The organism is Brevibacillus sp. NPDC003359, assembly GCF_042878995.1.
Taxonomy (GTDB): domain Bacteria; phylum Bacillota; class Bacilli; order Brevibacillales; family Brevibacillaceae; genus Brevibacillus.
Genome location: NZ_JBIAOR010000001.1, coordinates 1,024,484 through 1,051,055, shown reverse-complemented (window position 1 = coordinate 1,051,055; position 26,572 = coordinate 1,024,484). Strand labels below are relative to the sequence as shown.

General features: G+C 44.5%; 23 protein-coding genes. 19 read left to right on the top strand and 4 right to left on the bottom strand.

All coding sequences use genetic code 11. The features are described 5' to 3' along the window. The first annotated feature begins 228 nt into the window (after positions 1-228). From ACFYU8_RS04605 to ACFYU8_RS04570, 8 genes are all read left to right on the top strand, one after another. A complete protein-coding gene (locus tag ACFYU8_RS04605) occupies positions 229-1,923 on the top strand; it encodes a YcdB/YcdC domain-containing protein (protein WP_390295388.1) in 1,695 nt (564 codons plus the stop codon). Positions 1,924-2,897: 974 nt separating this feature from the next. Then, on the top strand, positions 2,898-3,116 hold the full coding sequence (locus tag ACFYU8_RS04600; protein ID WP_390295390.1) for an SH3 domain-containing protein: 219 nt from the start codon (positions 2,898-2,900) through the stop codon (positions 3,114-3,116). Between the two features lie 170 nt (positions 3,117-3,286). Then, on the top strand, positions 3,287-4,174 hold the full coding sequence (locus tag ACFYU8_RS04595) for a MurR/RpiR family transcriptional regulator (RefSeq protein WP_390295392.1): 888 nt from the start codon (positions 3,287-3,289) through the stop codon (positions 4,172-4,174). Between the two features lie 40 nt (positions 4,175-4,214). Next, the gene (locus tag ACFYU8_RS04590; protein WP_390295394.1) at positions 4,215-5,516 is read left to right on the top strand and encodes a CapA family protein; all 1,302 of its coding nucleotides are present in this window, start codon (positions 4,215-4,217) and stop codon (positions 5,514-5,516) included. Positions 5,517-5,664: 148 nt separating this feature from the next. Next, on the top strand, positions 5,665-6,924 hold the full coding sequence (locus tag ACFYU8_RS04585) for an MFS transporter (protein WP_390295396.1): 1,260 nt from the start codon (positions 5,665-5,667) through the stop codon (positions 6,922-6,924). Positions 6,925-6,987: 63 nt separating this feature from the next. After that, entirely contained in the window at positions 6,988-8,508 is a 1,521-nt protein-coding gene (locus tag ACFYU8_RS04580) for a fatty acid--CoA ligase family protein (RefSeq protein WP_390297271.1), read from the top strand. Between the two features lie 3 nt (positions 8,509-8,511). Then, positions 8,512-8,988, top strand: a complete 477-nt coding sequence (locus ACFYU8_RS04575) for a GNAT family N-acetyltransferase (protein WP_390295398.1) — start codon at positions 8,512-8,514, stop codon at positions 8,986-8,988. A gap of 182 nt (positions 8,989-9,170) precedes the next feature. Next, positions 9,171-9,722: an NAD(P)H-dependent oxidoreductase gene (locus ACFYU8_RS04570; RefSeq protein WP_390295400.1), complete on the top strand. Its 552-nt coding sequence runs from the start codon at positions 9,171-9,173 to the stop codon at positions 9,720-9,722. A gap of 67 nt (positions 9,723-9,789) precedes the next feature. Here the strand turns inward: ACFYU8_RS04570 and ACFYU8_RS04565 are convergent, their stop codons facing one another. Next, positions 9,790-10,155, bottom strand: a complete 366-nt coding sequence (locus ACFYU8_RS04565) for a winged helix-turn-helix transcriptional regulator (protein WP_390295402.1) — start codon at positions 10,153-10,155, stop codon at positions 9,790-9,792. A 227-nt stretch (positions 10,156-10,382) separates the two neighbouring features. Here ACFYU8_RS04565 and ACFYU8_RS04560 point away from each other — a divergent pair, with 227 nt between their 5' ends. Together ACFYU8_RS04560 and ACFYU8_RS04555 are read left to right on the top strand one after the other, a co-directional pair. Further along, positions 10,383-11,207, top strand: coding sequence for a MerR family transcriptional regulator (locus ACFYU8_RS04560; RefSeq protein ID WP_390295404.1), 825 nt, complete (start codon positions 10,383-10,385; stop codon positions 11,205-11,207). Positions 11,208-11,234: 27 nt separating this feature from the next. Next, entirely contained in the window at positions 11,235-12,254 is a 1,020-nt protein-coding gene (locus ACFYU8_RS04555; protein ID WP_390295406.1) for a serine hydrolase domain-containing protein, read from the top strand. Between the two features lie 100 nt (positions 12,255-12,354). Here the strand turns inward: ACFYU8_RS04555 and ACFYU8_RS04550 are convergent, their stop codons facing one another. Next, entirely contained in the window at positions 12,355-13,092 is a 738-nt protein-coding gene (locus ACFYU8_RS04550) for a MerR family transcriptional regulator (protein ID WP_390295408.1), read from the bottom strand. Between the two features lie 134 nt (positions 13,093-13,226). Between ACFYU8_RS04550 and ACFYU8_RS04545 the strand changes: the two genes are divergently transcribed. Beyond that, entirely contained in the window at positions 13,227-14,231 is a 1,005-nt protein-coding gene (locus ACFYU8_RS04545) for a phosphotransferase enzyme family protein (protein WP_390295410.1), read from the top strand. Positions 14,232-14,265: 34 nt separating this feature from the next. Here ACFYU8_RS04545 and ACFYU8_RS04540 read toward each other — a convergent pair whose 3' ends face one another. Further along, positions 14,266-15,261, bottom strand: coding sequence for a GNAT family N-acetyltransferase (locus tag ACFYU8_RS04540; RefSeq protein WP_390295412.1), 996 nt, complete (start codon positions 15,259-15,261; stop codon positions 14,266-14,268). Positions 15,262-15,443: 182 nt separating this feature from the next. Between ACFYU8_RS04540 and bla the strand changes: the two genes are divergently transcribed. Continuing rightward, positions 15,444-16,364: a class A beta-lactamase gene (gene bla, locus ACFYU8_RS04535; protein WP_390295414.1), complete on the top strand. Its 921-nt coding sequence runs from the start codon at positions 15,444-15,446 to the stop codon at positions 16,362-16,364. A gap of 155 nt (positions 16,365-16,519) precedes the next feature. Here the strand turns inward: bla and ACFYU8_RS04530 are convergent, their stop codons facing one another. Then, complete coding sequence (locus ACFYU8_RS04530) at positions 16,520-18,655, bottom strand: helix-turn-helix domain-containing protein (protein WP_390295416.1); 2,136 nt, start codon at positions 18,653-18,655, stop codon at positions 16,520-16,522. A 123-nt stretch (positions 18,656-18,778) separates the two neighbouring features. Between ACFYU8_RS04530 and ACFYU8_RS04525 the strand changes: the two genes are divergently transcribed. The 7 genes from ACFYU8_RS04525 to ACFYU8_RS04495 all read left to right on the top strand — a co-directional run bounded on the left by ACFYU8_RS04525 (position 18,779) and on the right by ACFYU8_RS04495 (position 26,561). Further along, positions 18,779-20,230 (top strand): aldehyde dehydrogenase family protein, encoded by a 1,452-nt coding sequence (locus ACFYU8_RS04525; protein ID WP_390295418.1) that lies wholly within the window; start codon positions 18,779-18,781, stop codon positions 20,228-20,230. 26 nt (positions 20,231-20,256) lie between these two features. Beyond that, positions 20,257-21,147, top strand: coding sequence for an NAD(P)-dependent oxidoreductase (locus ACFYU8_RS04520; RefSeq protein WP_390295420.1), 891 nt, complete (start codon positions 20,257-20,259; stop codon positions 21,145-21,147). A 408-nt stretch (positions 21,148-21,555) separates the two neighbouring features. Then, positions 21,556-21,660 (top strand): class III lanthipeptide, encoded by a 105-nt coding sequence (locus ACFYU8_RS04515; protein WP_390295422.1) that lies wholly within the window; start codon positions 21,556-21,558, stop codon positions 21,658-21,660. A gap of 141 nt (positions 21,661-21,801) precedes the next feature. Continuing rightward, positions 21,802-24,423 (top strand): class III lanthionine synthetase LanKC, encoded by a 2,622-nt coding sequence (lanKC, locus tag ACFYU8_RS04510; protein ID WP_390295425.1) that lies wholly within the window; start codon positions 21,802-21,804, stop codon positions 24,421-24,423. 157 nt (positions 24,424-24,580) lie between these two features. Continuing rightward, positions 24,581-24,889 (top strand): thioredoxin family protein, encoded by a 309-nt coding sequence (locus ACFYU8_RS04505; protein WP_390295426.1) that lies wholly within the window; start codon positions 24,581-24,583, stop codon positions 24,887-24,889. Positions 24,890-24,953: 64 nt separating this feature from the next. Then, positions 24,954-26,237: a glycoside hydrolase family 18 protein gene (locus ACFYU8_RS04500; RefSeq protein ID WP_390295428.1), complete on the top strand. Its 1,284-nt coding sequence runs from the start codon at positions 24,954-24,956 to the stop codon at positions 26,235-26,237. A 96-nt stretch (positions 26,238-26,333) separates the two neighbouring features. Beyond that, complete coding sequence (locus tag ACFYU8_RS04495) at positions 26,334-26,561, top strand: hypothetical protein (RefSeq protein ID WP_244191614.1); 228 nt, start codon at positions 26,334-26,336, stop codon at positions 26,559-26,561. The last annotated feature ends 11 nt before the right edge of the window (positions 26,562-26,572 follow it).

Here is a 26,572-nt window from a genome sequence, read left to right as displayed (position 1 = left end):
TTTTGAATTGCTAAAATAGACTGCATTTTTTTGTGCTATTGTTCAAGTAACATTTAACTTATGTGGTACCAACACGTCCTCGTCGATTAACACGAGGGTGTGCTTTTTGATAGGATTATCTTGAAATATTGGAATAATATGTGACACAAACAATTGCCCCTCCGTCTTACCCTTGGTAAGGTCATACCGAACTTATCCACAAATCTGAACACTTTTTGGAGGTGCCAAATGAAACTCAATCCATCGATGATGTCGGTTATAGCGGCGTGCTTACTTGCCTCTGCACCAGCATGGACTACCCATCAACCAACGGTACAAGGAGCAAGCGATGTGAAAAAGGAAGAGACTCAAAAAAATGATTATTCCCAAGATGTTCAGAATTCTCTGGACAAGCTATTTGAGGCGATTCCAGAGTTGAAAGGTTATCGACTAATAGATAAACATTATGAGGAAGACAGCTTTCGCGGTTATCCGTCACCGATCTGGAGCTTGAACTTCACCAACATGCCAAAAACAGATGAAAAAGAAGAGTATGACGCATACTCATCCGTTAGCCTTGAGCTGGATGCGCATACGGGCCGACTGCTTTTCATGGATATCCAAAATCCAGCATGGGCATCAACCGATTATCCGGAAGAAAAGCTTGCCAGAGACAAGGCTTCAACTTTTATCGAGGACTTATTCGGTACGGAAGCAAAACAGCTGAAAGCCGAAAAAAAACTCGGCAGAGGAAAATCAGGATCAGGTGACGGGAAAGGCAACAAGCTGGAATGGGCTCGCTCCACCGTGAAATACCACTCTCTCATCAATGACCTCCCTCTGTCCAACAATTCTATCTCCGTATCCGTTGATCATGCTGGCCATATTATTCGCTATGAAGCGTATGATTTCATCGAACCTAGCAAAGTGAACTGGCCTGATCCGAAAAAAGCGATAACACTTGAGGAAGCTAGCAAAATCTATAAGGACAAGCTTAAGATGGACCTGGTATACGTATCGGAGCCGCCGATTTCCTATGCTCAAAATGGAAAACCGGCAGAAAAGAAACCGATGCTTATTTATCAACTGAATACCATTGGTTGGATCGATGCTCTAACCGGCAAAGTCATAGGGGAAGAAGCCGAACTGGCAGGGGAGGGTTTTCGTGTAAAAGGAGAAGGGAAGAGCATCAAAATAGCTTCCCGCGAACAAGGAGAGAAATGGCTGAAAACACAGTTTGGTATTGATGTTTCAGGTGCGAACTTTGAATACGATGATCACAAGGACAATCTTCTAGAAGGACTTCAGACAATCGAATCCTATCGTTGGATGAACGATTCAAATAAAGGTACGCCTGCATTTGAGCTGGTTAGCCTCACGACAGATGAACAGAGTGATCGGCTCATCGACTTCGATCTGATTTTGCCAGACCAACGAAAAACAGAGCAGAAAATCAGTGTAGAGGAAGCGAAGAAAAAAGCGATCGCAGCACTCGTACCTTATCTTGACCCGGCGTTAACGGAGCTATCGCTTATCGTAGAGACTCCTGAAGCAGATATTCCGGAGTGGGTAGACAAGAACAAGCTGGATAAGGAAGAGGATAAAACGTATTCATTCAATTTCCTCGTAAAACGCAACGGGATCGAAGTATCTGACGAGTCTTATATGGTGGGGGTAGACAAGGCAACGGGTACGATTACAGAGTTAAACCTCCACCCTCTCAACCCGGGCATTACCCTTCCAGATTCCAAGAAGATTGTAAGTGCAGAAGAAGCAAAAGAAACGATCCAACAAGAAATTGAGCTGGAACTGGTCTACGTGTGGGAGCAGTATGATGGTCAAAGAGCTCCCGAACCGCAGTTGGTCTATCAGCGCAAATGGAAGAATGGCTATAGCTTTATCGATGCTTCGACAGGGGAGCTCGTCAAGGTGTCCCGCCAATAAATGACGACAGCCGATTTGCTCTCGCAGCAATATCGGCTTTTTTTGGTGCGCTTAGCAGGGGCGTCGTCTCAAGGGTGAAAGTCCCGAACGGGGGCTGGCGAGCGCCTACCGTTAGCCAAGAGAAAGGGTGTCCAGCGTGAGGTGGAATCTGAAGGAAGCGAAGGTACACAAACCCACTCATACATTGAGGAACAACTAAAAAAGGGTATAAAAATTGCTTGGAGTGGATCAATGAAACAAAGTATTTTGCAGTGCTCGTCTCGTTACGATTTAGATGGATACTCAAAATGAGCATAGACAACAACGTAAGAACGGATAGGATTCAAGAAACAGAATTAGATAGTCACACAAAGCCGCTTGTTTAGTTAAGCGGCTTTTTCATATACGCGAAATATGATTACGGTTGAACTATACCCATATCGAGAGATCACACCCCCATGTAGGAAATACGGTTTTCCTACATAGGGGTGTGATCTCGTTTAAAATTTGTTGGTTTGATGTTTTTATTATCAACTTCTTTAATAAAGTAATCAGTTAAGTTCATATCAATTCTAAATCTTGTCCCATGATGATCATACTTGTAAGAAACCACGCCAAGATACGGTTGGAATTCCACATCTTGATGGTCGGGATTTGAATTATAAACTAAGTGATAAATAGGTATATCAATAAGATTTAGGGTCTGCCACCTCTTTACTAAATGCTTTTACTTTATCTGAATAGTTACAGTCAGAAACCCAGTTTTGCTTTTATATTCGTCTTGGCCAACTGATCCAAAACAGACATTGTATTCTACTTAATACACTGGATACTTATACTTTCAAAGTATAAATTCCTTTTTTCATCCTATTGAATGGTTGATTCTAGTTCCTTGAACCAATCTTCTTACATATCAGATTCCTTCAATGTGTTTGGTCTCCAAAAAGATAGCTCAAAAAAATGCCGAATTGGAAAAAATGCTGTATTGCTAAACTTTGGATAAGCAACTGGAGGGATGGGTACGTGAGCAAATCATTGAAAAAGCTGGGGAGATTGGGATTTTGACCGCTGCTTACACGGCAAAAGAGCTAAATGTGGACGTTGGTGATCGCGTAATCTTTCTGCATGAGTTGAACGGCTGGAGTTGGTGCGAATTAGAGAGCACAGGGGAGTGCGGCTGGATACCAAATGAATGTCTCAGCACGGAACATTAAAAAGAAGAGAAGAGAAGGGGCCTTCCAATTGTGGAGGTCCCTTTTTACAAACTGTCATACACCAAAATGAAGCAAAAACTACATTTTCCAAGAAGTATTGAAGTGATTTCTTGCAAGAGATATACTATTCTCAAAATTAAAACAAATTAGAGTGATAAAGGAGCTTCAGCATGGCACAACTCGTAAAAGAACGGATTCGGAAGCAGTATGGGAAGCTGACAGCAAGCCAAAAAATCATCTGTAAGATCGCTATTGAAAAGCCAAGCCTACTAGCGATCCATACCGCTAAAAAAATCGCGGCATTTACGAATACCAGTGAAGCGACTGTCATTCGTTTTTGTTATGCATTGGGTTACTCCGGATACACAGAGCTTCAGGAAGAAATCAAAAAGTCTCTTTTGATAGGAGACCAAAGGAAGGGGCCGATCCAGAAATATCGAGACACTGAGGTTACACTCGATCAGAGCAATTACGCACATCAAGTGATGGAGAGTGATATTGCGTATCTCCAGCAAGGCTTGCAGCAAATTGACTACACGTTGCTCCAAGAGGTGGTCAAAAGCATCGTGCAGGCAAATCGAATTGTAGTGGTAGGATTTCGCTGGTGCCATATTCCTGCAAAATGGTTGTTCTCAGCGTTGAATGCCATCAAAGGAAACACACATCTGTATACGGGAGCAGTGGATAACGCGGATTATTTTCTCACCGAACGAGATCAAGAATGGCTGGTCATTGCGATTTCATTTCCTCGTCATCCTAGCGAGACGGTCGCCATGGTTCATTCAGCAAAAGAGCTGGGAGCGAAGATTTTGGCGATTACGGAAGGCGAGTTCTCCCCCATCAGCCAAGTCGCAGATCATCTTCTGAAAATCACCACCCCCCAACCCGTTGCCACTAGCGGTATGCCCACATTATTCTCCATGCTAAATGTCTTGATCAAAGGCGTCATGCTCCACGATGCGGAAAATGTCCAGAAACGATTGCAGCACTATGATGTAATCAGCTCGAAGCTATACTCGTTTGTCGGAGAGGATGAGGAAGACTTCTCGATCTTTTGAAAGCAGAAAAAATGAGAAAAGGGAAAGGGGAATCCTGCCAATGACCAAGCCGATTTGGTTCACAGCGACTGGCGACAGCTTCATTACACGCAATCTGCCATACAAGGACCAAGCTTTTCAAGAAATATCCAGCTTGCTGCACCGTGCAGACGTACGTATTGCGAATCTGGAGACAACCGTACATGATAACGAGGGCTACCCCAGTGCGCAGAGCGGAGGAACGTGGGCGATGTCACCACCTTCCGTTTTGCAAGTCATGAAAGATTACGGCTTTAACATGATTGGCTGGGCGAACAACCATACGCTCGATTATTTGTATGGTGGACTGGAAGCAACCGAACGGTATCTCAATGAGTACGGTTTTGTCCATGCTGGCGCAGGCAAAAATCTCGCAGAAGCGGGAGCACCGCGTTATCTCGAATGCGAAGGGGCCAGGGTAGCCTTGATCGCCGCGACGTCGACCTTTCATCCATGGTGGGCGGCCGGAGATCAGCGTTCGGATAGCATCGGCAGACCAGGGATCAATCCGATGCGCTATGTGATGACACACCACATTACGGAACAAAAGCTCGCTGATTTGCAAGCCATTACGGAATCGACCGACATTAACGCCTTCAACAAACTACTGATCGAGGAAGGCTTCATGAACGATCCGGGCAAAGATATTTTTCTCTTCGGAAATGCACGTTTCATGGTAAGTGACGAAGAGGGAACGACTACCCAGCCGCATCCGCGCGATCTGAACCGAATCGTCAAAACGATTGAGGAGGCAAAAAGGAGGGCTGATTACGTTATCGTGAGTATTCACGCTCATGAGATGAAGGGTGATGCGAAAGAGGTTGCGGCTGATTTCTTGCCTGTATTTGCAAAAGCTTGCATCGATGCAGGCGCACACGCTGTGGTGGGACACGGCCCCCATTTGTTGCGTGGCATTGAAATCTACAACAATCGACCGATCTTTTACAGCTTGGGAGATTTTATTTTTCAGACAGAAACCGTTACGAGTCAGCCCGCTGATTTCTATGAGCACTATGGCTTAAATCACACCCATAATGTGGCAGATGCCTTGGAAGCGATGAGTGCCAACTACACACGCGGACTGTGTGTGCACAAAGAGGTGTGGGAGTCGGTTATTCCCTTATGGAAAATGCAAGATGGTGAACTGCTCGAACTGGAGCTGCATCCGATTGAATTAGGCTTTGATCAGTCTGTACATCGAATGGGATGGCCGAAAGTAAGCGGCGATACCTCGATCTTGGAGGGGCTCAAGACGTTGAGTGAACCATATGGCACAGTGATTGAGATTACGGATGGAATTGGGCGCGTAAGACTGGCAAAATAGCGGGGAACATGTCGATGCCCATACATTCTCTGCTTGCCGATTACGTTTCAGATGAATGCGGAAGGAGTCATCGTCAGCTTGTCAGCACCGTTCGAAATCATGTTTACCCGTATTTGCTTCTACTTCCTAGACAAATGGAGTGATTCAGATGATGGCGAGAATCACAATGGTTATGTTGTTTGTGCTATACATGATCAATTATGCGGACAAAACAATTGCGGGATATTCTGCAGTGCCGATTATGGCTGAATTTTCGTTGAATGAGAAGGAATGGGGGCTTGTCGGAAGCAGTTTTTTCTGGTTTTTTTCCATTGCTGGGATTGTAGGCGCGGCATTGTCGGACCGCATCGGGACGAAAAAAATGCTGGCGATCATGGCGCTGTCCTGGACAGTCATCCAATTCGGCGCTTATGCGATCGCAGGTCTGCCGATGCTCGTCGTTGCGCGGGTATTGCTTGGAATCGGCGAAGGGCCTTTTTGGGCAACGGTTGTCAGCCATTTGAACAAATGGTTTCCCGAAGAAAAGCGTGGACTGGTTTATTCCACCGTGAACTTCGGTGCTTTCGTCGGTGCGGTTGCTTCGGCACCGCTGATCGTCGCGCTAATCGATAGCTATGGATGGCGATTTTCCTGGGCGTTTATGGGCGCACTCAGTCTGCTGTGGTTCTTGGTCTGGCTGTGGATTGGAAAAGAAAAACCACTTGTCAGCGTAGCTCCTGCAAAAGTCGAAGCTCCCACCTTGCCAAAAGCGAAATGGTCAGATATATCCGGTGTCTTGCTCTCATCCACGTTTCTTTTCTGCTTTTTGATCTATTTCGCACAAATATGGGGGACGACCTTCGCATCGGTATGGGAGCCTGTCTATCTCGTCAAGGTCTTCCAGTTTACGAATCAGGAAATGGCTTATGCGATTGCAGGCACGGGGCTTTTGGCTGGACTTATGACCATACTAATTTCATCAATTGGTGATCGTTTCTTTAAAAAACACCGCAGCTATCGCAAATCATACGTTTTGGTTGGCGGTGTTTCGATTATTTTAGGGGGACTGTGCTTTTACGGTGTTACCCTTGCTCAATCAACGGCACTTGTCTTGATCTTCCTGTGCCTAGGAAAAGGATTTGCTTTTTCTGTTGGTACAGCTGCCTCTGTCATTGTCAGCAGCTTGTTGCCGGAACGCACGGGACTTTTGGTCGGTGTGTTGTCTAGCCTGGTTACATTGGCAGGGATCATCTCGCCACTGGTAACGGGCTCTATCGTTCAGTCAGCCGGAGATATTGGCACAGGTTTTGGCAACGCCATGATCGTCAACGGGTTGCTCTTTATCATATGCGGCGTGCTTTTTCTGCTCTTTGTGATGCGAAATGAACAAGCGAGTCAAACAGCCCCGTCAATCTCCCATGTTTCTTAAAAGTAATACTTTATAGGCTTGACTCTAAGTGTTAAAATTTTCTGAAAAGGGGGTAGATGTGTGATGTATCATTTGAATGAGAGCCTCATGCAGAGCGCGAAACAGTTTCCGGATCGCCCAGCCTACGTCTTCATGGGAGAAACGACTACGTATGTGGACTTTTATCAGCAAGTTGAACATCTCGCAGCAGGACTTGCCCAGCTCGGGATTGGAAAAGGGGACGCTGTCGCCCTGCTCATGGATAATCGGCCGCATTTTGTTAGCGCTTACTTTGCGATTCTCCGCGTAGGAGCTGTCGTTGTTCCCATGAACCCCATCTATACGGCGCGTGAAATTAGCTTTATCCTATCGAACAGTAAGGCAAAAGCAGCTATTGCTTTATCCGCGTTGCAGCCGGTACTGACCCCGATGAAGGATCAAATAGAAGATTTGCAGCTTCTCATATACACAGAACCCATTGAAAATGAATTAACGATCGATCAGCTTGTACAGGCAGGGCAAGAGTCAGACGCAGAGTACGCGGAACCGGAACGTAACGAAGATGACCTCGCCGTAATCCTTTACACATCAGGTACGACTGGACAGCCAAAAGGAGCGATGCTCTCTCACCGCAACATGGCTTCGAATGCAGAAGCGATGGGAAAATTGTTCGAGCTGGTGCCAGAAGATCGCATGGTAGCGGTACTGCCGATGTTCCACGTCTTCTGCATGACAGTATGCATGAATGGCCCGATTCGCACGGGAGCGACCATTATTATCATGCCGAAATTTCATCCGGCAGACGTCGTCCAAACGATTCGTGAGCAAAAAGCCACATGTTTTGCAGGTGTACCGACCATGTACAACTATTTGCTACAATCGCCGACTGCGACAAAAGAAGATCTTTCCTCCATCCGGATATACTGCTCGGGAGGTGCATCCATGCCCGTCGAGCTATTGCACAAGTTCGAAGCGAAATACGATGCGAAGGTACTGGAGGGCTACGGGTTGTCAGAGGCAGCTCCAGCTACGACATTTAATCCACTGCACGGGACTAGAAAGCCAGGATCGGTTGGGGTCGATATTCCGCTTGTGAAGAACAAGGTCGTCGATCCCGAAGGAAACGAACTAGAACGTGGAGAAGTGGGCGAGCTGGTGGTACAAGGGCCCAACGTCATGATAGGGTACCTCGGATTGCCAGATGATACGGCTGCGGCGCTCCGGGACGGTTGGCTGTATACAGGAGACATGGCTCATATGGATGAAGAAGGGTATGTGTACATCGTTGATCGCAAAAAAGACATGATTCTCGTTGACGGCTATAATGTGTACCCGCGTGAGGTAGAAGAAGTTCTTTACCAGCATCCTGCAATCATCGAGGCGGCTGTGATCGGGATTCCTGATGAGGTGCATGGCGAAGCAGTCAAGGCATTTGTGGCATTGAAGGAAATAGCCATTTCCCAAGAGGATATCATGGCATTTTGTCGTGACAAGCTGGCGAAATACAAAGTTCCTCGACAGGTCGAATTCGTAGCGGAGCTTCCCAAAAACAGTACGGGGAAAATTTTGCGTCGTTCATTACGCACCTCTAGAACAACGGAATGAGGGGTGTTTGGATTGCTGCGTTTGATGCATGCAACGGAGGAATATCAATACGAACAAGCACGTGAACTTTTCTTGGAATATGTAGATTCATTAGGAGTTGATTTGAGTTTTCAAAACATTGTGACCGAATTGCGACATATACCGGGCGAATACGCACCTCCAGATGGATGCATTTTGTTGGCGTTAGATAACGAGCAGCCAGCAGGATGTGTCGCCTTACGGAAAATAGATGAACAGGTTTGCGAAATGAAGAGACTGTACGTGAAGCCAGAATGGAAGGGAAGAGGAGTAGGGAAAAAATTAGCCTTAGCGATTATGGAAGAAGCGAAAATACGAGGCTATTCATTCATCCGATTAGATACGCTTCCGACGATGGAACAAGCGATTCAGCTATACCGCTCGTTAGGATTCTATCCAATTGAGCCCTATCGTTTTAATCCGATTGAAGGCACGCTGTATATGGAGAATAAGCTGCTATAAAACAAACATTTTCAAAGGGGCCTCCCACCGATGCAACCTAGAATCATTAGGTCGAGGGGAGGCTTCTTTCTGTTCTTTACACTCACCTTTATGTAAGTAACTGAACAAAATGTGCATACTTACAAATTTGCAGCAAGCATTTTATACTCATAAAACAACACATCTTCAAGGAGGAATATACTTTGAAAACACTTGTCATCGTCACTCATCCAAGCTTAGAAACATCCGTCATCAATAAACGATGGGTAGAAGAACTCAAAAAATATCCAGAAAAGTATACCGTACACGAATTGCATGAGGTTTACCCAGATGGAAACATTGATGTGCAAAAAGAACAGCAATTGATTGAATCGCATGAGAAGCTTGTTTTACAGTTCCCGGTTTACTGGTTTAATTGTCCGCCTCTCCTGAAAAAATGGCTTGACGATGTTTTCGCATATGGGTGGGCGTACGGTTCAAAGGGAGGCGATAAATTAAAGAATCGCAAAGCTGCATTAGCGGTATCTGCCGGGATTAGGGAAGAGGATTATCATGAAGAAGGAAGATATCGGTATACACTTGAGCAAATATTGACCCCGTTTGAAACAACCTTCCGCTACTGCCATGCGGATTATCGCTCATTCTTTGCGTATTATGGTGCAGAGACTGAGCCTGGCGAGAATGAACCTGGTAAAGTACTTGAGCTATTGGATAAGAGCGCGCAAGATTATTTGAAATTCGTTGATAATCTGTAAGAGAGCGCATGAAAAAAGAAGTATTTCCTCGTGTAGGAGATACTTCTTTTGCTGTTAGATTCAGTCGTTATGCCTGCTGTTTTACAGCCTCCTGAGGGGGTAAGCTGTTTTTCTCTCCCCAGTCGCACATTATGTTTAACAAGGGAATGAGAGAAATACCACGCTCAGATAAGGAATATTCCACTTTGGGAGGGACTTGGGGATATTCTTTGCGGATGATCAAGTCATCTGCCTCCAGCTCTTTTAACATCAGGCTAAGCGTTTTAAAGGAAATGGTACCGATACTTCGCTTTAGTTCATTATGCCGCATCACCTTATTTTCAGCTAGCCAATACAAAATGATCATTTTATATTTACCGCCTATTAAAGACAATGTGTATCCAAAGCCAGTGTCTTTCAGCTCTACGCCAGTTGGAACACAGGTTTCACGCACAAAGCACACTCTCCTTTGTGAAGTATAGTAGATAAATGCATATACATTACCATACATCAATATGCCATTTTTTGAAAGTGATGCAGAGGAAGAAACCTGTGAACCTTAATGATTCGACACTCTTTTGATGAAGCACGTTTAGCTATTAGACTTCCAGTTGACTTTGCCCTTAGGGGAAGGGGTATAAGTAGAATATGGATACAAAAATGACCAATGGAGGTGAGCCTGTGCTATCAATTGGAGAATTCTCGAAGATATGCGGAGTCTCTACCAAAACGCTTCGCTATTATGCAGAAATAGGAGTAATGAAGCCCGATGAGATTAATCCTGAAAATGGTTATCGGTATTATTCCATCAAGCAACTAAAGAAGATGCTCTTCATCAACCGTTTGAAATCGTATCATTTTTCGCTGGAGGAAATAAAAACCATGCTGGAATGGGAAGAAGAACAATCGGAAGAGAAGCTTGTTTCTGCCCTTCTTCGCAAGCAAAGGGAGATGTATGAAAAACGAAACGCTTTGGATTATACCTTACAACAACTGACCCATGATCTGTCCAAGATGGAGCAGGGTATCTCGATGATGTCATACCTTGACAGTATAGAAGTACAGTTGGTGGAGACGCAGCCAATCCATATTCTATCGATTCGTCAGATGATGAGTAGTGATGATTATGCTACAGGATATGGGATGTATTTCAGCCGGCTTTATGAAAGGATTGCGACTGAAAAACTTACCTTGCTCGGTACGCCGATGACGATTTATCACAGCCCTGAATATAATCCTGCCGGGAACGATACTGAGTTTGCCCTCCCGATCGCGGAGTCTGTAAAGGGAACAAGAGATCTGCCTGGGGGCCTTTGCGCGAAGTCTATATGTAAGGGCCCATATCCAGAATTGACTGCAGTATATGCCAGGTTGAGGGAATGGATAGAAAATGAAGGCTATGAATGGGTGAGATCACCCTACGAAGTCTACGTAACCGCACCCGATCAAGCCAATGTTCCTGAGAATCTCGTTACGGAAGTGTATTTTCCAGTCAGAAAAAAATGACATTCGCTTGTGGAGGAGGGAATTATCATGCAAAGACACTACTGGCCCACTACAGAATGGCAAGCAGTAAACCCGGCCATCTTGAACATAGACGCTGAAAAACTAGCAGAGCTAGACCCAATCATAAAATCTGCGTACAGCAACATAAACGGAATCGTTGTTGTGAGAAATGGTTATATCGCCCATGAAACTTACTATCATGGCTATGGACCGGAAGATAGGCACCATGTAGCTTCTGTAACGAAAAGTATTCTGTCTGCCCTCATTGGTATTGCCATAGATGCACGGCTTATCAAAAATGTCGACCAAAAGGTACTGGATTTTTTTCCAGACTATGCTCCCGATTCTACTGATACGCAAAAACGAGAAATCACGATACGCCATCTTCTCACGATGACAGCCCCCTATCCTTTTGAGGACTGGCAAGAACCACTGGACAAGATGTGCATGCAGTCCGATTGGGTAAAGTATACGCTGGATATGCTCGGGCAAAAGGGAAAGATAGGAACGTTTAAGTATTCAACTGCTGGAGCGCATCTGCTTTCAGCCATCCTCACACGCAGCACAGGAAAAAGTGCGAGAGAGTTTGCCAACGAACGCTTGTTTACACCGATCGGCATGGAAGAAATCCCCGATTATGAAATGAAGGCGTTTGCGTTTGAAAATGTATTCGGTAAAGATGTGAGAGGATGGGTAAAAGATCCAAACAACAACTCCACAGGAGGCTGGGGGCTCACGTTAACTCCTCGTGACATGGCGCGTATTGGATTGCTCTATCTGAATCGAGGCAGTTGGGACAATCATCAGATCATTCCTGAGACTTGGATAGATGAATCAACCGCGATGAACGCCAATCAATACGGGTATCTGTGGTGGTTACGTGAAGAGGACGGTGTTTTTTCATACGCTGCACTGGGCGATGGCGGGAATGTAATCTGCTGCATACCAGAAAAAAACCTCGTCGTAGCTATTGCATCGGAATTCATGCTGAATCCTCGTGATCGGTGGACGTTGATCAAGGAGCATTTGATCCCTGCGGTAATTTGATCCCTCAGAAGTGTTTCAGGAAACAGGTAGGAATTGGAATAATAAACCGGGGAGGTGCAGCTCACCCGGTTTAACTGTTAAACGATCGTTTAACCACACTTTACTTGGTAGCGTAATTTTCGGCAGCAATGCAAATGTAGTAGCTTAATCCCGTTTGCTGTTCTTCCAACATAGAGCGATGGAACTCATCGGATAGGAAAAACCTTGACTGCTCTGCAAAAGCCTTCGCGTCAATCGGATGGTCTTTTTGTAAAAAAGCAAGATGGTTTTCGAGCGCGGAAGCAACAGCCTCATCGTCAATACTTCTGTTGTTTTTCAACGCCTCTGCCATAAATGTCATGAATGCTGTCGCTTCGGCAGCTTTTTCATTCATGGTAGCCGCGTTCAGATTTTCTGTATCCAATTGATATTCATACTCTGCCTGCAAATGCTTATTTTGTTGAGCCAATGCCTGCTTCCATTCTTCTTCGTTCAATCCATCAAACATGTTCGTAGTGGACATATTTCCTCTCTTCCTTTCGTGTCGAATCGTTTCTTCTAAAGTAAGCAAAATGCGCTCCAATCGAAGCTGGCGTGCCTGTAACATCGCTTGCTGCTCACATAAGCAACGAAGTCTGTCTGGTTCGTGATCAAGTGCAGCTTTAATGCTGTCCAATGAAAAATCAAGCTCACGATAAAACAAGATTTGTTGTAACCGCTTGAGTTCATTCTCACCATAATATCTGTATCCATTTTCTGTAATGATCTCGGGCATTAGCAAACCAATCTTTTGATAATGGTACAGTGTCTTGATTGTGGTACCAGACAATTTGGCTACATCGTTAACGGTATACAACATAGCGATTCACCTCCTGAAGTTGAGTTTGCAGTCTGACCTTAGGTTGGAGTCAAGCGAAAAAAATGAAAAGAGGAGTATGGAAGAAATCAAACGAATGTAAGTATATGATCCATATATTGGATAGGGGGATTCGCATGACGAGGTTATTTCAGTTGGATTCTGAAGATGACATCGAGAAGGTAGTGGCCCAGTCACAGCAAATCGCACAACAAGCGATGCACGAATACGACTTGGATTGGGAACACATTCGTTTCAACCAACTGTCCGACACTTGTACGTTTGTCATTGAAACAAAGCAGGATGGGAAGTATTTACTCCGCATTCACGGAACCAGGAACAGACATGAAATTGATTCCGAGCTTGCTTTTCTCAATTATTTGCATGAAAAAATAGATGTAGCGATTCCAACGGGAGTAGATTGCCGAAATGGTTCCAAGACAGTGAGCATCGAACTTGCAAAAGGTGACTGTGTCTTCGTTTCCGTCATGCAATGGGTAGAAGGGGAGCATGCAGAGGAAGAGCTTTCGCAAGACCAAGTTTACAAAGAGGGCGTCCTTTTGGCAAAGCTCCATTCCGTATCTCAGGATTTCCAATTGCCCCTTGAATTTGCCCGTCCTGTCTGGGGAGAGGATAGCTTTCAGCACTCCATGACTCGTTTGACCGAGTATTACGATCGGTTTCTGACAGACGAAGAATTCGAGCTATATCAAATGGCTTCGGATAAAATACTCACTAGTTTTGACAGCTTGGATAAGAATTGCAACGGCTATGGTATCATTCACGGCGATCTGCACCAAGGTAACATTGTTTTTCACAACGGAGATCCTCGACCCATTGATTTTGGCAGATGTGGGTTTGGCTACTATCTTTATGATATCGCCCATACCATTTTGGGTTTATATCCTGTACAAAGAGATCTTGTCATAAAAGGTTACGAGAGTTTGCGGAAACTTGAAGGGGAATGGCTTCCCGCGCTAGAGAGTTTCACGGTGATGGTCATGATTGAAAATTATGCTCATCATGCTCCTGATCCCAGGGAAACCGAGGGGTTAAAAGAAGAACAGCCTTATGCGCTGGCTATAATCAAAAACTACTTGAAAGGCACGCCATTTCTTTTTCATTCAAAGGAACAGAAGTAGCAAAAAGCCGCCAATATAACGGCGGCCCTTTCATTTATTTAAGTGATGCAGCAAGAATGTGAGCGATCTGTTCGTTGTCCGTTTCTCGGTACACATAATCATGATAATGGGGGTGGTGAATGCTTACCCAGCCATGCTCGATAGCCTTTTTGTAGAAATGCTTTGCGCGGTCCTCTTCACCAATCAGGTTGAACAGGCAAGCAGCATTCCAATACAAGGCCGCATCGCCATCCCAATCCCAGCCTTTATCAAGTGCTTGGGCGTAACTCCATGCTGCGCGGGCGTAGTCTTTTTCCACGCCATATTTCAGATCGCCACGCATATAGTGGTTGCCATTGACAAGGAAATTGTTTAAAGGAAGGTTCCATCCGAACAGAACCGGGAAATCCGCGAGTAGCTCGAAACCGACAGATAGGGCTGTTCGCTGCGATCCATAATTGTTCGACCAGCATTGCCATCCCACTCTATTGATTCCGTGTTGTTTGGCGAGTGAGAGAGCACCCAAGGCTGTCTTTCGTGCCCATCCGTTACCCCGATACTCTTCATGGGTTTCTATGCCCAATTCACATTCGTCTCCAACTACCCAATCCGTCATGCACCAACTAATAATGGTCGGCTCCTCATCGGTATCTTGAATCGCGGCACAACCGAAGCCTTTGTTTTCATAGGCTTTCATGGATGGCCAGTTTTCTGCTATTTCATCGATGATATCCTCAAGACCTACCAAGTGTTTACGATTCAACAAGTCCCTGTCGATTGGGACAATATGGTCGTCAATATAAGAGGAAAGATTCTGTAAATGGTGAGTAAAGGTCATTCGTCCGCTTCTCATGGGAAAAACATCTTTCACCACGATTTCGAGAATGTCATCCCACTTCTCATCAGTAGGATAAAACAGGACGTAGTCAAGCTGTTCATCAGCAGCAAGCTGCGGTAATATCTCTTCTTTGAGCAATGTATTCACTTCTTCAAAGAAGAGGGGATTATCAACACTGCCTCCTAGAAAAATACCTTGGGGGCTTGTCAACAAGGCTGATCATTTCCTCCCATAGCATATGAGAGAAGGGATGAAATTATCGTTTGGAACCTCTCATATGCTTTTCCATCTGTTTTTGCACTCTTTACATGGAAATATGATTGTACTGTCATAGAATCCCAGTCCTAATCGTATTACGCTTCTACAGAACGATATTACAGAAAGAGGTTAGGAACTTGAAGGAAATCTATCCATCTAGACTCATCGGAATCACAGCGAAAGCTTGCTTGCTCACACTCACGCTTGCCGGTTGTTCTGCGGCTGTAGAAGCCCCTGTTACACAAACGGAAATCTCGAAACAAACAGAACAAGTAGCTGAGATTGATCAGAAATTCGCTGATCTAGAAAAAAAGTTTGAAGCTCGATTGGGAGTCTATGCGATCGACACGAACACGAATCAAGTGGTTGCTTTTCGATCTGATGAGCGCTTCGCCTTTGCATCTACGTTCAAGGCTCTCGTGGTAGGCGCACTACTCCATCAAAAATCGCTGGAAGAGCTCGACAAAGTAATCAAGTACAAAAGCAGTGATCTTGTCACCTATTCGCCGATCACCGAAAAACATGTTTCTACTGGAATGACGCTTCGGGAAATCTCCGATGCTGCCATTCGCTACAGCGACAACACGGCGGGAAATCTCTTGTTCAAAGAACTGGGCGGTCCTAAAGGGTTCGAAGCAGCACTAAGAAAGATCGGTGATCAAGTAACCACATCCGAGCGTAACGAGCCGGATTTGAACGAGGCTATCCCTGGAGATATTCGAGACACAAGCACACCAAAAGCACTTGCAACAAGTCTCATGGCTTATACCGTCGGTGACGTGTTGACAGAAGACAAGCGGAAGATTCTCAACGATTGGCTACAGGGGAATACTACAGGCGATAAATTGATCCGTGCAGGCCTACCGAAAGAATGGAAGGTTGGAGATAAGACGGGAGCCGCAAGCTATGGAACGCGAAACGACATTGCTGTTATTTGGCCACCTGACAAAAAGCCGATTGTCTTGGCTGTTCTGTCCAGCCGAGATACAAAGGATGCTACTTATGATAATGCCCTCATTGCCGAGGCTACCAAGCTCGTGATGGATGTATTAAAGTAAGAATAAGTGTAGAACATTGAACGGGACAAAAAAATTTACATAATAAAATTATGGTAAACTTAATATCAAGCACACGAATAAAGAATTTGTTAACAAAAAAGGCAGTGGTAGTCCAGGACTTTTTCCAGTCCGAAGCTACTCCTGCCTTTTACAATTCATCCTTCCTGGCGCAAATGACAAGCGAGCTGTAATTTCAACAAGTCTTCCGGATTTCGCAAATCGATTTGAAGAAGCTCCTCGACTTTACGCAATCGTTGATACAACGTATTGACGTGAATGTGCAGCTCTTTGGCGGTCAGTTGAGGGGATTGACTGCATTCCATATAAGTTATGATCGTCTGTTCCCATTCCTGATATTTTTCCGGGTCTTGCCAGAAAGGGGCGAAGACATCGTGAATGAATGCATCAATATCGGCCTGACTCTGGTTCAGCATGAGACGATTTACACCCAGGTCTTTATAGTGCACCACACCATAACGGCTGCGGTTGGTCAAATAGTGAGCGGCTTTCTTGGCTTCTTCGTAGCTTTTGCTGATTTGCTCAATCCCGGTTGCCATACTTCCCACGCCGATCGATAAAGATGCTTCTTTGCCGAGTTGCCACTCATAGGATGCTTGTTGTAGCCTCTCCCGAATGTCCCTGCCATCTCGAGAGCCGTAAGATCGGATGAGGAGGGTGACATGGTTGTGGAATCCGTAGACAAACATCTGTGTTTTATTGAACTCCCATTTCCAACGGGTAATGAGACGGTGAATGTTCGCTTCGAGCAAAGCCAGATCATGGCATTGCGTCAGATGGGCATAAATCACGTAGTATTTTGATTGCGGCTGTAACCCCATCGAACGGGCGCGATCAAACAGTTCATTTCCTTTACTTGCGATCAGTTCTTGAAAAAGATCGTGTGCCCGCTTGTACAGCACGGAGCTGATTGATTGCTTTTTCACTAAATCAAGTATGAGCACTGCACTTCCTTGCTCGACGGTCATCCGTGCGAGATCAGTTAGCCCTCGTTCGTCTAAGGGAATAATGAGACATCCGAGAAAGATGCTCCCATTGATCAGCGGATACAAGCAAAACAGTTGATTATCACCAGCAGTGGGAGAGAACAGGTTGACAGAAACAGGCTGTCTTCTTTTGTTCAGCAAGGCATACAGCTCATCCCAGCTAAAATAGATAACACTTTCTTCCGGATACATTTTCTGCTCAAGCCAATCTGCGAAATAGATGGGATGGCCTGTCATTTTCCCGAGAGTTTTAACGATTGTTTCCGTCCCTTTATTTTGCAAGGACAACTGCTTGATGGATTCATGAATAAAGTTGCGTTGTATCAAATCATCGTGCTTGGCTTGCAGTTGGGCGCTAATGGTAGCCATATGTTCATACGCTTGCTTGACTTCTGCATACAGCTCGGCATTTTGCAGGGCGATGGAAGTTTGGTCTGCGAAGCCTTGGAGGAGGTCGAGGTCGTACTCAGTAAACACATTTTCTTGATGAAACTGATGCAGGACAAGCACGCCGATACGCTTTTCTTCACGTGATATCGGAACGCATAACAACCCATTCAAGTCTCGCAATGTTTTTGCGTGGTTCAGGGAGTGGAAGTTGTCAGCGGAGATATCCTTCATTGCGAGGTTTGTCTCTTGGCTGGTTTTGTACATGCGAGGAATACCGTCCTCAAACACTTTACCAGCAATGGATTCTCCAACCCGCATTTTGAGATCCTTGAATACCGTATCATGAAATCCGACGGTCGCTTTCGGAATCAAAAGATCGATTGTGGGATCATACAAGTGCAAAAGACCTGCGTCAGCAGCAGGGATAACTGCCAGTGCATTACCAATGATGCCACGAATGATTTGGTGAACATCGAGGGTAGCAGAGATCGAGCGAATCCCTTCAAAAAGCTTCTTGCTTTCCTCCACTTTGGCTGTCATTTTTTCTTCTGCCAGCAACAAACGAATCCCGTACCATAATAAGTCCCATTGGTCAGAGGTAAGGATGACCTGTTGTTTGGCTCTATGCTCAAGGCAAATAACGGCTTGTCCTTCCTTTTCGTAGAAAAAACGGAACTTCTGTTGTGAGCGAAGGGACTCATATCGATAGCGCATGTGGCTAGCATCGTTGTCACTGAAAGGGACTGTCATCGGGGGAGTAATCGTGGTAGCGTTTTCATGAAAAGATGAGAAAATAAGCCGAAAATGTCGATCACGCGAAAATTGGAACCATACCGAAAAAGGCTGATCGCCAAACCATTCATGCAGCTTTTCAAGCAGGAGCGAAAATGAATTCATCCACGTGTCCTCCATGTAGAGAAATACACATTGTTAGTTGGAAATAAGTGTCTGTATATACATTGTATTCATAATTTTCACTATATACAATACTCCTATAAGACGCGGAAGGTGGGAGACGATTTGACAGCAACCTACAATAACTACATCGATGGAGCTTGGGTGCCGAGCCATACGGGACAAGTTTTTCTTAGTACGAACCCTGCCAATACGAATGAGGTTCTCGGTTATTTTCAAAAATCGGACGGGAAAGATGCGCGTTCTGCCATTGGAGCTGCTGCCAATGCTTTTGGTGAATGGTCACAAAAATCGGCTCCCACACGTGGAGAATTTTTGTTCTCCCTTATTCACTTATTGGAAAAACACAAAGAAGAGCTCGCAGAAACGATCACCCGTGAAGTAGGAAAAACATTGCGGGAAGCGAGAGGCGAGGTCACCAAGACAATCACTTCTATGAAGCAGTTGACCGGGGAAGCCACTCGCTTGACAGGTCAAACGGTACCTTCCTTTGATGAACGGGTAATCGGTTATACGGTGCGAGAACCAATCGGGGTTTTCGCGATTATTGCCCCATGGAATTTCCCGCTGGGGATTGGCTTGTGGAAGATCGTCCCTGCCATCCTCGCAGGCAATACGGTTGTGTTCAAGCCGGCGAGCAACACCTCCTTGATTAGCGTAAAGCTGGTAGAGCTCCTGATTGAAAGCGGCGTTCCGAGTGGCGTAGTGAACTTGGTAACAGGACCCGGTGCAGTAATCGGTGATGAATTGGCGAATCATTCACTGGTTAAGGGCATTTCATTTACGGGCTCTTCTGAAGTGGGACTTGCCTTGGGGAGTGCAGTGGGAGCCAGAGGAGGCAAAATTCAGGCGGAGATGGGCGGAAAAAATCCGGCGATCATTCTCGCGGACGCCGATATTGACCTCGCCATCGATTCCATCGTCCTGAGTGGATTCTTCGATAATGGCCAACGTTGTACAGGTACCAGTCGAGTACTGGTCGTCCCCGAAGCAGCCGAACAAGTAAAAGCAAAACTGATCGAGCGAGCGAAGAGCTTGAAAATCGGGAATGGATTCGATCCAGACAATCATAATGGTCCAGTAGTGGACGAGCATCAGCTCAATCTGTATTTGCACTATGTGAAGAAGGGAATCGAAGAAGGCGGCGTATTGGAATGCGGCGGTAAGCGCCTTGTAGAAGGTGATCTCGCCCAGGGCTACTTCGTCGCGCCGACCGTGTTTACCGGCATTACGCAGGAGATGACGATTGCCAACGAAGAAATTTTTGGCCCTGTGATCGCGGTGATCGATGTGGATTCTTTCGAGCATGCTTTGGAAGTGGCTAACCAGGTGGAATTCGGCTTGTCCTCTACGATTTTTACGAACGATTTGCAAAAAGCCTTCCAATTTGTCAAAGGCATTCAGTCAGGAGTCACACATGTAAATATGCCGTCGACTCATTTTGAATCACAGTTTCCGTTTGGTGGCAAAAAGATATCGGGATTGGGTCCGAGAGAGCAAGGGGAGTCAGCGCTCGATTTTTATGTAGAGACAAAAACGGTTTATATTCGGCCATAAGTATAAGGAAAGCAGGAGGAGCGAAGATGGAAGCGATTGGTGTTATCGGCATTGGTGCAATGGGTAAAGGGATGGTCTGTAATCTGTTGCAAAAAGGCTACCACGTGTATGCCTATGATCCAAGTCCGGCAGCAAAAGCCTGGGCAAAGGAAAAAGGAGCGACAGTCGTCGAGTCTCCACAGGCAGTGGGTAGCGCAGCACGTGTCGTTTTCACTTCGCTTCCAGGTCCTGCGATTGTTGAGGAAGTCATGCTGGGTGCGGACGGACTTTTCTTATCATTAGGGGCGGGCAGTTTCGTATTTGATACAAGTACGATCGATCCTGCTACAGCAAAACGTATGAATCAGCACGGCGTAGAAAAAGGGATCTACTACTACGATTGTCCGGTGAGTGGAGGACCTGCGGGTTCTGTGGCCGGAACGTTGACCATTATGGTCAGCGGAGATGAGACAAAGCTTCCAGAAATCATGGACTATCTCAGGGCAATTGGAAAGGAAATTTTTTATCTGGGGGAATCTGGCTCTGCACAAGTGGCGAAGCTTTGCCACAACTCTGTCGTTGCCGTCATCACAGCAGCATTGGGAGAGGCGTTCAGTGTCGGTGCAAAAGCAGGTGTCGATCCACACAAGCTGGCAGCCGTCATGGACAAAGGTTCTGCCCACAATCGTGTGATCTCCGTTTTTGGGCCTAACATCTTGTACGGTACGTATGAAAATACGGTCTTTTCATTGGATCATATGCACAAAGATTTGCAGCTCTATGCGCAAACCGCACGTGAACAACAAGTGCCTGTTCTCGTTGGTGGTACGGTTGCGCAAATGTATGAGGCAGCAAAAGCACAAGGCAAGGGAAGCTGGGATTCGAGTGCCGTCTGTACCGTGACGGAGGAGTTGGCTCATACAACGATTGCGCGTTAAGCGTTGAATCTGAAAGAGAAAGTAGACTACAGCAACTATTGCTAGTAGTCTACTTTTATTCTTCGTAGGCTTCCCTTCCCCAAATAAAAGATGAAAAACTCAGTAGAGGTGACTCTCCAAGAATCTTCAGTAACCGAGTGACAGCTATTGTGGGGCAAGTGGCGCTGGAAAGCCCTTATATAAGTACCATCAGCTATTTGAGAAATTTACTGAATTTATCGCAGATTTCGAATTCATTTGACAATAATATCCACTTATTGTTAAAATATGTAATATGGATTCGATTTAAAGGTGGTTAGAATTTTAGTTCACGATGAAGACCGGAGCATTAATATAGTACAAGCTTTATAGATTTGAAAAATAATAGTCACGACATTTCATCTAAATTTTGGAAGGAGGTGAATTAAAATGAATCAAGTACTAAATTTACAAAAACTTCCTCGAAACGAGGCAAGTGAAGTAGCTGCTAGGTGGTCATTGTATAGTAACATTTGCCATTGGCCATGGGGGTAATGGTTGTAAAGTGCTTCTTCAGAGAAGGCCTAGTTGAAGGGTAACTTCAACTAGGTCCTTTTGATTGAGACGAATACATAAAATGTAGCTTGCAAATTATTGGGAGAGGTACATCAATCATTTATGAGAGGAGAGTATATCATGAAAGCAGACATGGTTTATTATGATTATTTAAATGAAAACTCGAAATATTTCACTCCTAACAAATCAATCGTTACTGAGAGAGAATTTAATGTGACAAATTTATCAGATGATTGTGTAGTTAGCAGGGAAGAAAATTCTGTATGGAAAATGTACAAGTTTAAAGAACGATCCTTGCAAGCTCAAGGTTGGAAAATCCATATTAGTGCAACACTTGATAATGCAGAACAGATTTTACAGAAGGTCAGTCATATATTGGTTGAACGTAAAGTCCATTTCAAACATCTTGCAAGCGAATGGGATTATTTTACTACAAACTCAAAGATCGCAAATAGAGCAAGTTCGGGAAAGTTTATTACGATCTATCCTCCTAGTGACGATGATTTTTTACATTTATTAGATCTACTATATACCACCCTTCATTCTTTTGAGAGTGGTCCATACATTCTGAGTGACAAGTGTTGGAAAAACAGCAATGTTTACTATAGGTATGGTGGATTTGCAATGATATTGAACGAACAAGGCGAATTGTGCATGAAAGATGAGAATGGTGAATTGCTTGTAGACGAAAGAGTTCCTTACTATCAAGTACCTTCTTTTGTTAAAGAATTTGATCAATATTTAGATTCTTTAAATACCACATCTATGGAGGATGAAGTAGAAAATAATAAATTTGATGAATACGAATTTCAACGTGCACTTCGCTTTACGAATGGTGGAGGAATCTATGTGACAGAAAGGAAGAAAGATAAAAAGAAAGTCATTATTAAAGAAGCAAGGCCAAAATCAGGCTTGGATGGTCAAAAAGTTGATGCATTAGAAAGACAAAAAATCGAACTTGATGCTTTATCAAAGCTATCGAAAGTAGATGGAATTGTAAATATACTAGATTACTTTACACATTGGAAACATAGTTTTCTTGTGGAAGAGTATGTGGATGGAATTGACTTAGATTCCTGGATTGTAGCGAACTACCCTTTTATTAATAATGGTGATATCAAAGTCTATCAGAACAAAATACATAATATTCTTACTAAATTGGTGTCTATTGTTGAAGAAATGCATAAAAATGGTGTAGGAATGGGAGATTTACAACCAGTAAATATCATCATATCCGAAGATTTAAACGTGACTCTGATTGACTTTGAAACAGCACAACCTAAGGATTCTGAAGGAAAGCCTACACTGCAAACATACGGATTCTCTCATCCACGTAATAAAAATAACGGAGAGAGGGATTGGTATGCAATAAAGAAAATCCTACGACATTGCTTATTGCCAATTGGACCAATCGAGGATATTGATTCTGATATGTTTTATTATCAAGATCAATGGATTGAAAAAGTTTATGGAGAGGATTTTCTACTATTTGTAAAAATGATAAGGGGAAAATGTAATCAGCATTTATCATTTATAGGAGAAGAGAATAGGTCGCATGCCATAAATAAAAATGCAATGAAAAAGGATATTTCCTCCATTATAGAAGGTCTCAGAAACGGTATTGAGAAAAATTTTGTTCGTAGCGAAAAATTAATTCATGGTGATATCAGGCAATATGAAAGCAAAGCTGGGAAATACAATGTACAAAATGGAGGCACTGGAGCTGCGCTAGCATTTTTTAGATCTGGTACTGTGAGTGAGAATATAAACCATTGGATTGAAAATGAATTAATGAAAAACATCGATTCTATTGAACAAGGTGGATTATTAACAGGTAAAGCAGGCATAGGGACAACATTATATGAAATCGGTTATAAAAAAGAAGCAATGAACATCTTTGCAAACATGAATCTTAATTCGTCTGATATATCTTTAAGGTCAGGATTGTCAGGTATAGGTCTTGGGTTCGTTAGTCTTTATTTAGAAGAAAAAGATGAACGTTTTCTGGACAAAGCAATATTTGTAGCGAGTATCATTAATACTTTTATGAGCGAGAAGAAAGAGTTAAAAGTTCAGGATTGGGCCGGGATTCCAATCGGTATAATGGATGGTTGGTCTGGAGTCTCGTTGTTTTACTCGGCTTTGTATGCAGTCACCAAAAAGGAAAATTATTACTTGAAATCTATCGAATGCATTGATAAAGATTTAGAAAAAACCAAAGAAGACAAAAGCACATTGCAAACGATTGATGACTCCAATCGCTTATTACCTTACCTTTCAGGGGGATCGTTAGGTATAGGAATAGCAATCGTATACCTAAATCATGTTAGTGATAAAAAACGTTACCAAAGAGAATTGAGCTTAATTACTAATTTATATCGTGTTAGATGTAGCATAAGCGGGGGGCTTTACGATGGCGCTGGAAGCTTTTTGATAATACCGCCTCTACTAGGAAAAAGTGATTCTGCGTATTCAAACAAAAAAGATTGTGTAATAGAATTGTTACGTCTATTTTTAATTCCTAAGGAAAATCATATTTTATTTCCAGGACAGTTTTGTTATCGTTTATCTGATGACTTTCAAACAGGGAGCTCTGGTATTATACTAGCTTTAGAGGGGATATTGAAAGATAACCCATTATATTGGCTTCCATTAATAAATATCGATGATTTTTATAAAAATACAAAATATAGCCAAGATGTAGCATGTGTAAATGCCGCCCCAACTACAATCAAGCAATGAGGTGTAGAGTAGTGGTTGGCTTTGTTCCATAATTGTATAAGAGTACCAAATGGACAGTGCTACCTTATGGTTGGGTGCTGTCGTTTTTTGTTTGCAAAGAGATAAAGGTTGTTTAGATTCTGCATCATGTCCAATGTGCAGAAAGGAGAGATACGACTTGCAAGAACTAACCTCAACACAACTGATCCAATACCTGCAAGAAAAGGAGTCGGTCGCTCTTTTTGTCTATACACCGATGTGTGGGACCTGCAAGCTCGCAGCACGTATGCTCGGCATCATGCAAGAAACATTACCTACCGTTCCTCTGTATCAGATCAACATTAATACGGCGCCAGCATTGGCAGAACAATGGCAAGTGACCAGCGTTCCCGCCTTGCTTATTTTTCGCAGAAATGAATTAATGGAACGCCATTACGCCATCCAGTCCGTTGGATTTTTGTACGAAGTTCTTAAACCCCTTGCCTAGACATACACCTATTTCCTTCGCCATGAATATGACAGAGAGAGAAGAAATGCGAAGGAGGAGGCGTATGCAAATCCACGTGGTGGAAGAAGGACAAACCTTAGCGAGCATCGCCGAGACGTACGGAACGACGCCGGAAGCGATTACCAAGGCAAATGAATTGCCAGATCCCAAAAAGCTGGCGATTGGGCAAGCGATGGTGATCCCGATTGTAGGAAGCTACTATTGGGTCAAACAAGGAGATACACTGTATACCATCGGACAGCGTTATCAGATCAGCGCAGCAGAGCTGGCTCGCGTCAATGGGATTTCTCCCTATAAACCGCTACAAGTCGGGCAAAAGCTATACATCCCGCCACGACCTAGACGAGCGGCGGATTTCAATGCGTATGTGGAACCCCGCCGCACCGTTCCACCAGAGCTGGAAGCGGATGTTCGGACGGCTGCACCACATCTTACGTATTTGGCGCCGTTCAGCTTTCGCATCAAACGGGATGGGACCCTCGAGCGACCAACGCTGAACAATTTTCCGGCGATCGCAAAAGAAAATCAAGTCCTGCTCATGATGGTCGTTACGAATTTGGAAAAAGGACAGTTCAGTACGGAATTGGGCGCACTCATTCTAAATGATCAAGAGCTCCAGAACAAATTGTTGGATAATATTCTCGCGACAGCCCGTGAGCTGGGAATGGGGGATATCCATTTTGATCTGGAAGCATTGCCCACAACAGGTGCAGAAGCATACGCGAACTTCTTGCGAAAAGCAAGGGACCGCATACATGCAGCGGGGTTGATGATGTCTGTTGCACTAGCACCGAAGACGAGTGCCGAGCAAGCAGGAAAATGGTATTCCGCCCATGATTACAAGGCGATAGGAGCGCTTGCCGATTTTGTCGTGATCATGACGTATGAATGGGGCTATAGTGGTGGACCTCCCATGGCGGTTTCTCCGATCGGACCGGTGCGGCGTGTCTTGCAGTACGCCATTACCGAAATACCAGCCGAGAAAATTATGATGGGTCAAAATCTGTACGGATACGACTGGACCTTACCGTATGAGCGAGGAACGACAGCGAAAGCTCTGAGTCCACAGGCGGCAATTGCGCTGGCTGCGCAGCATAATGCAGTCATCCGGTATGATTATCGCGCGCAGGCTCCGTTTTTTACGTACACCGATGATCAAGGCAAGCGACATCAGGTGTGGTTTGAGGATGCGCGGTCGATCCATGCTAAGTTTAATCTGGTTAAACAACTTGGTTTGAGAGGTGTCAGCTACTGGAAACTCGGTTTGCCATTTCCGCAAAATTGGCTGTTGATTGAGGAGAACTTTCGCGTCCGTAAGCGTGCGTAGTCAACTGGCGTACATTCCATCTCGGTTTGTACGCCTTTTTTTCGAATGAAAAATCATGGTATGATGAAGAGGACAGGAAGAAAAAGGGGGGAAATCATGGGAGAGTGCAAATTGGATCACAGCCATGAGGACGTACTCAAAAAACTGGCAGAACAAGCTCCACATCTGTCGGAGCTGCGTGTGAGTCAATTCAAAAATCAGTTGAATGGCGAACTCAGCCAAGAGCGTCTAAACGAGCTATTTCATTTATTGAAAAAGTATGACCTGGCAAGCCCAGAGGAGCGCCAAGAGCGCGAAAAACAAATGGATCGTTTGTTTGGTTAAGCCTATACATA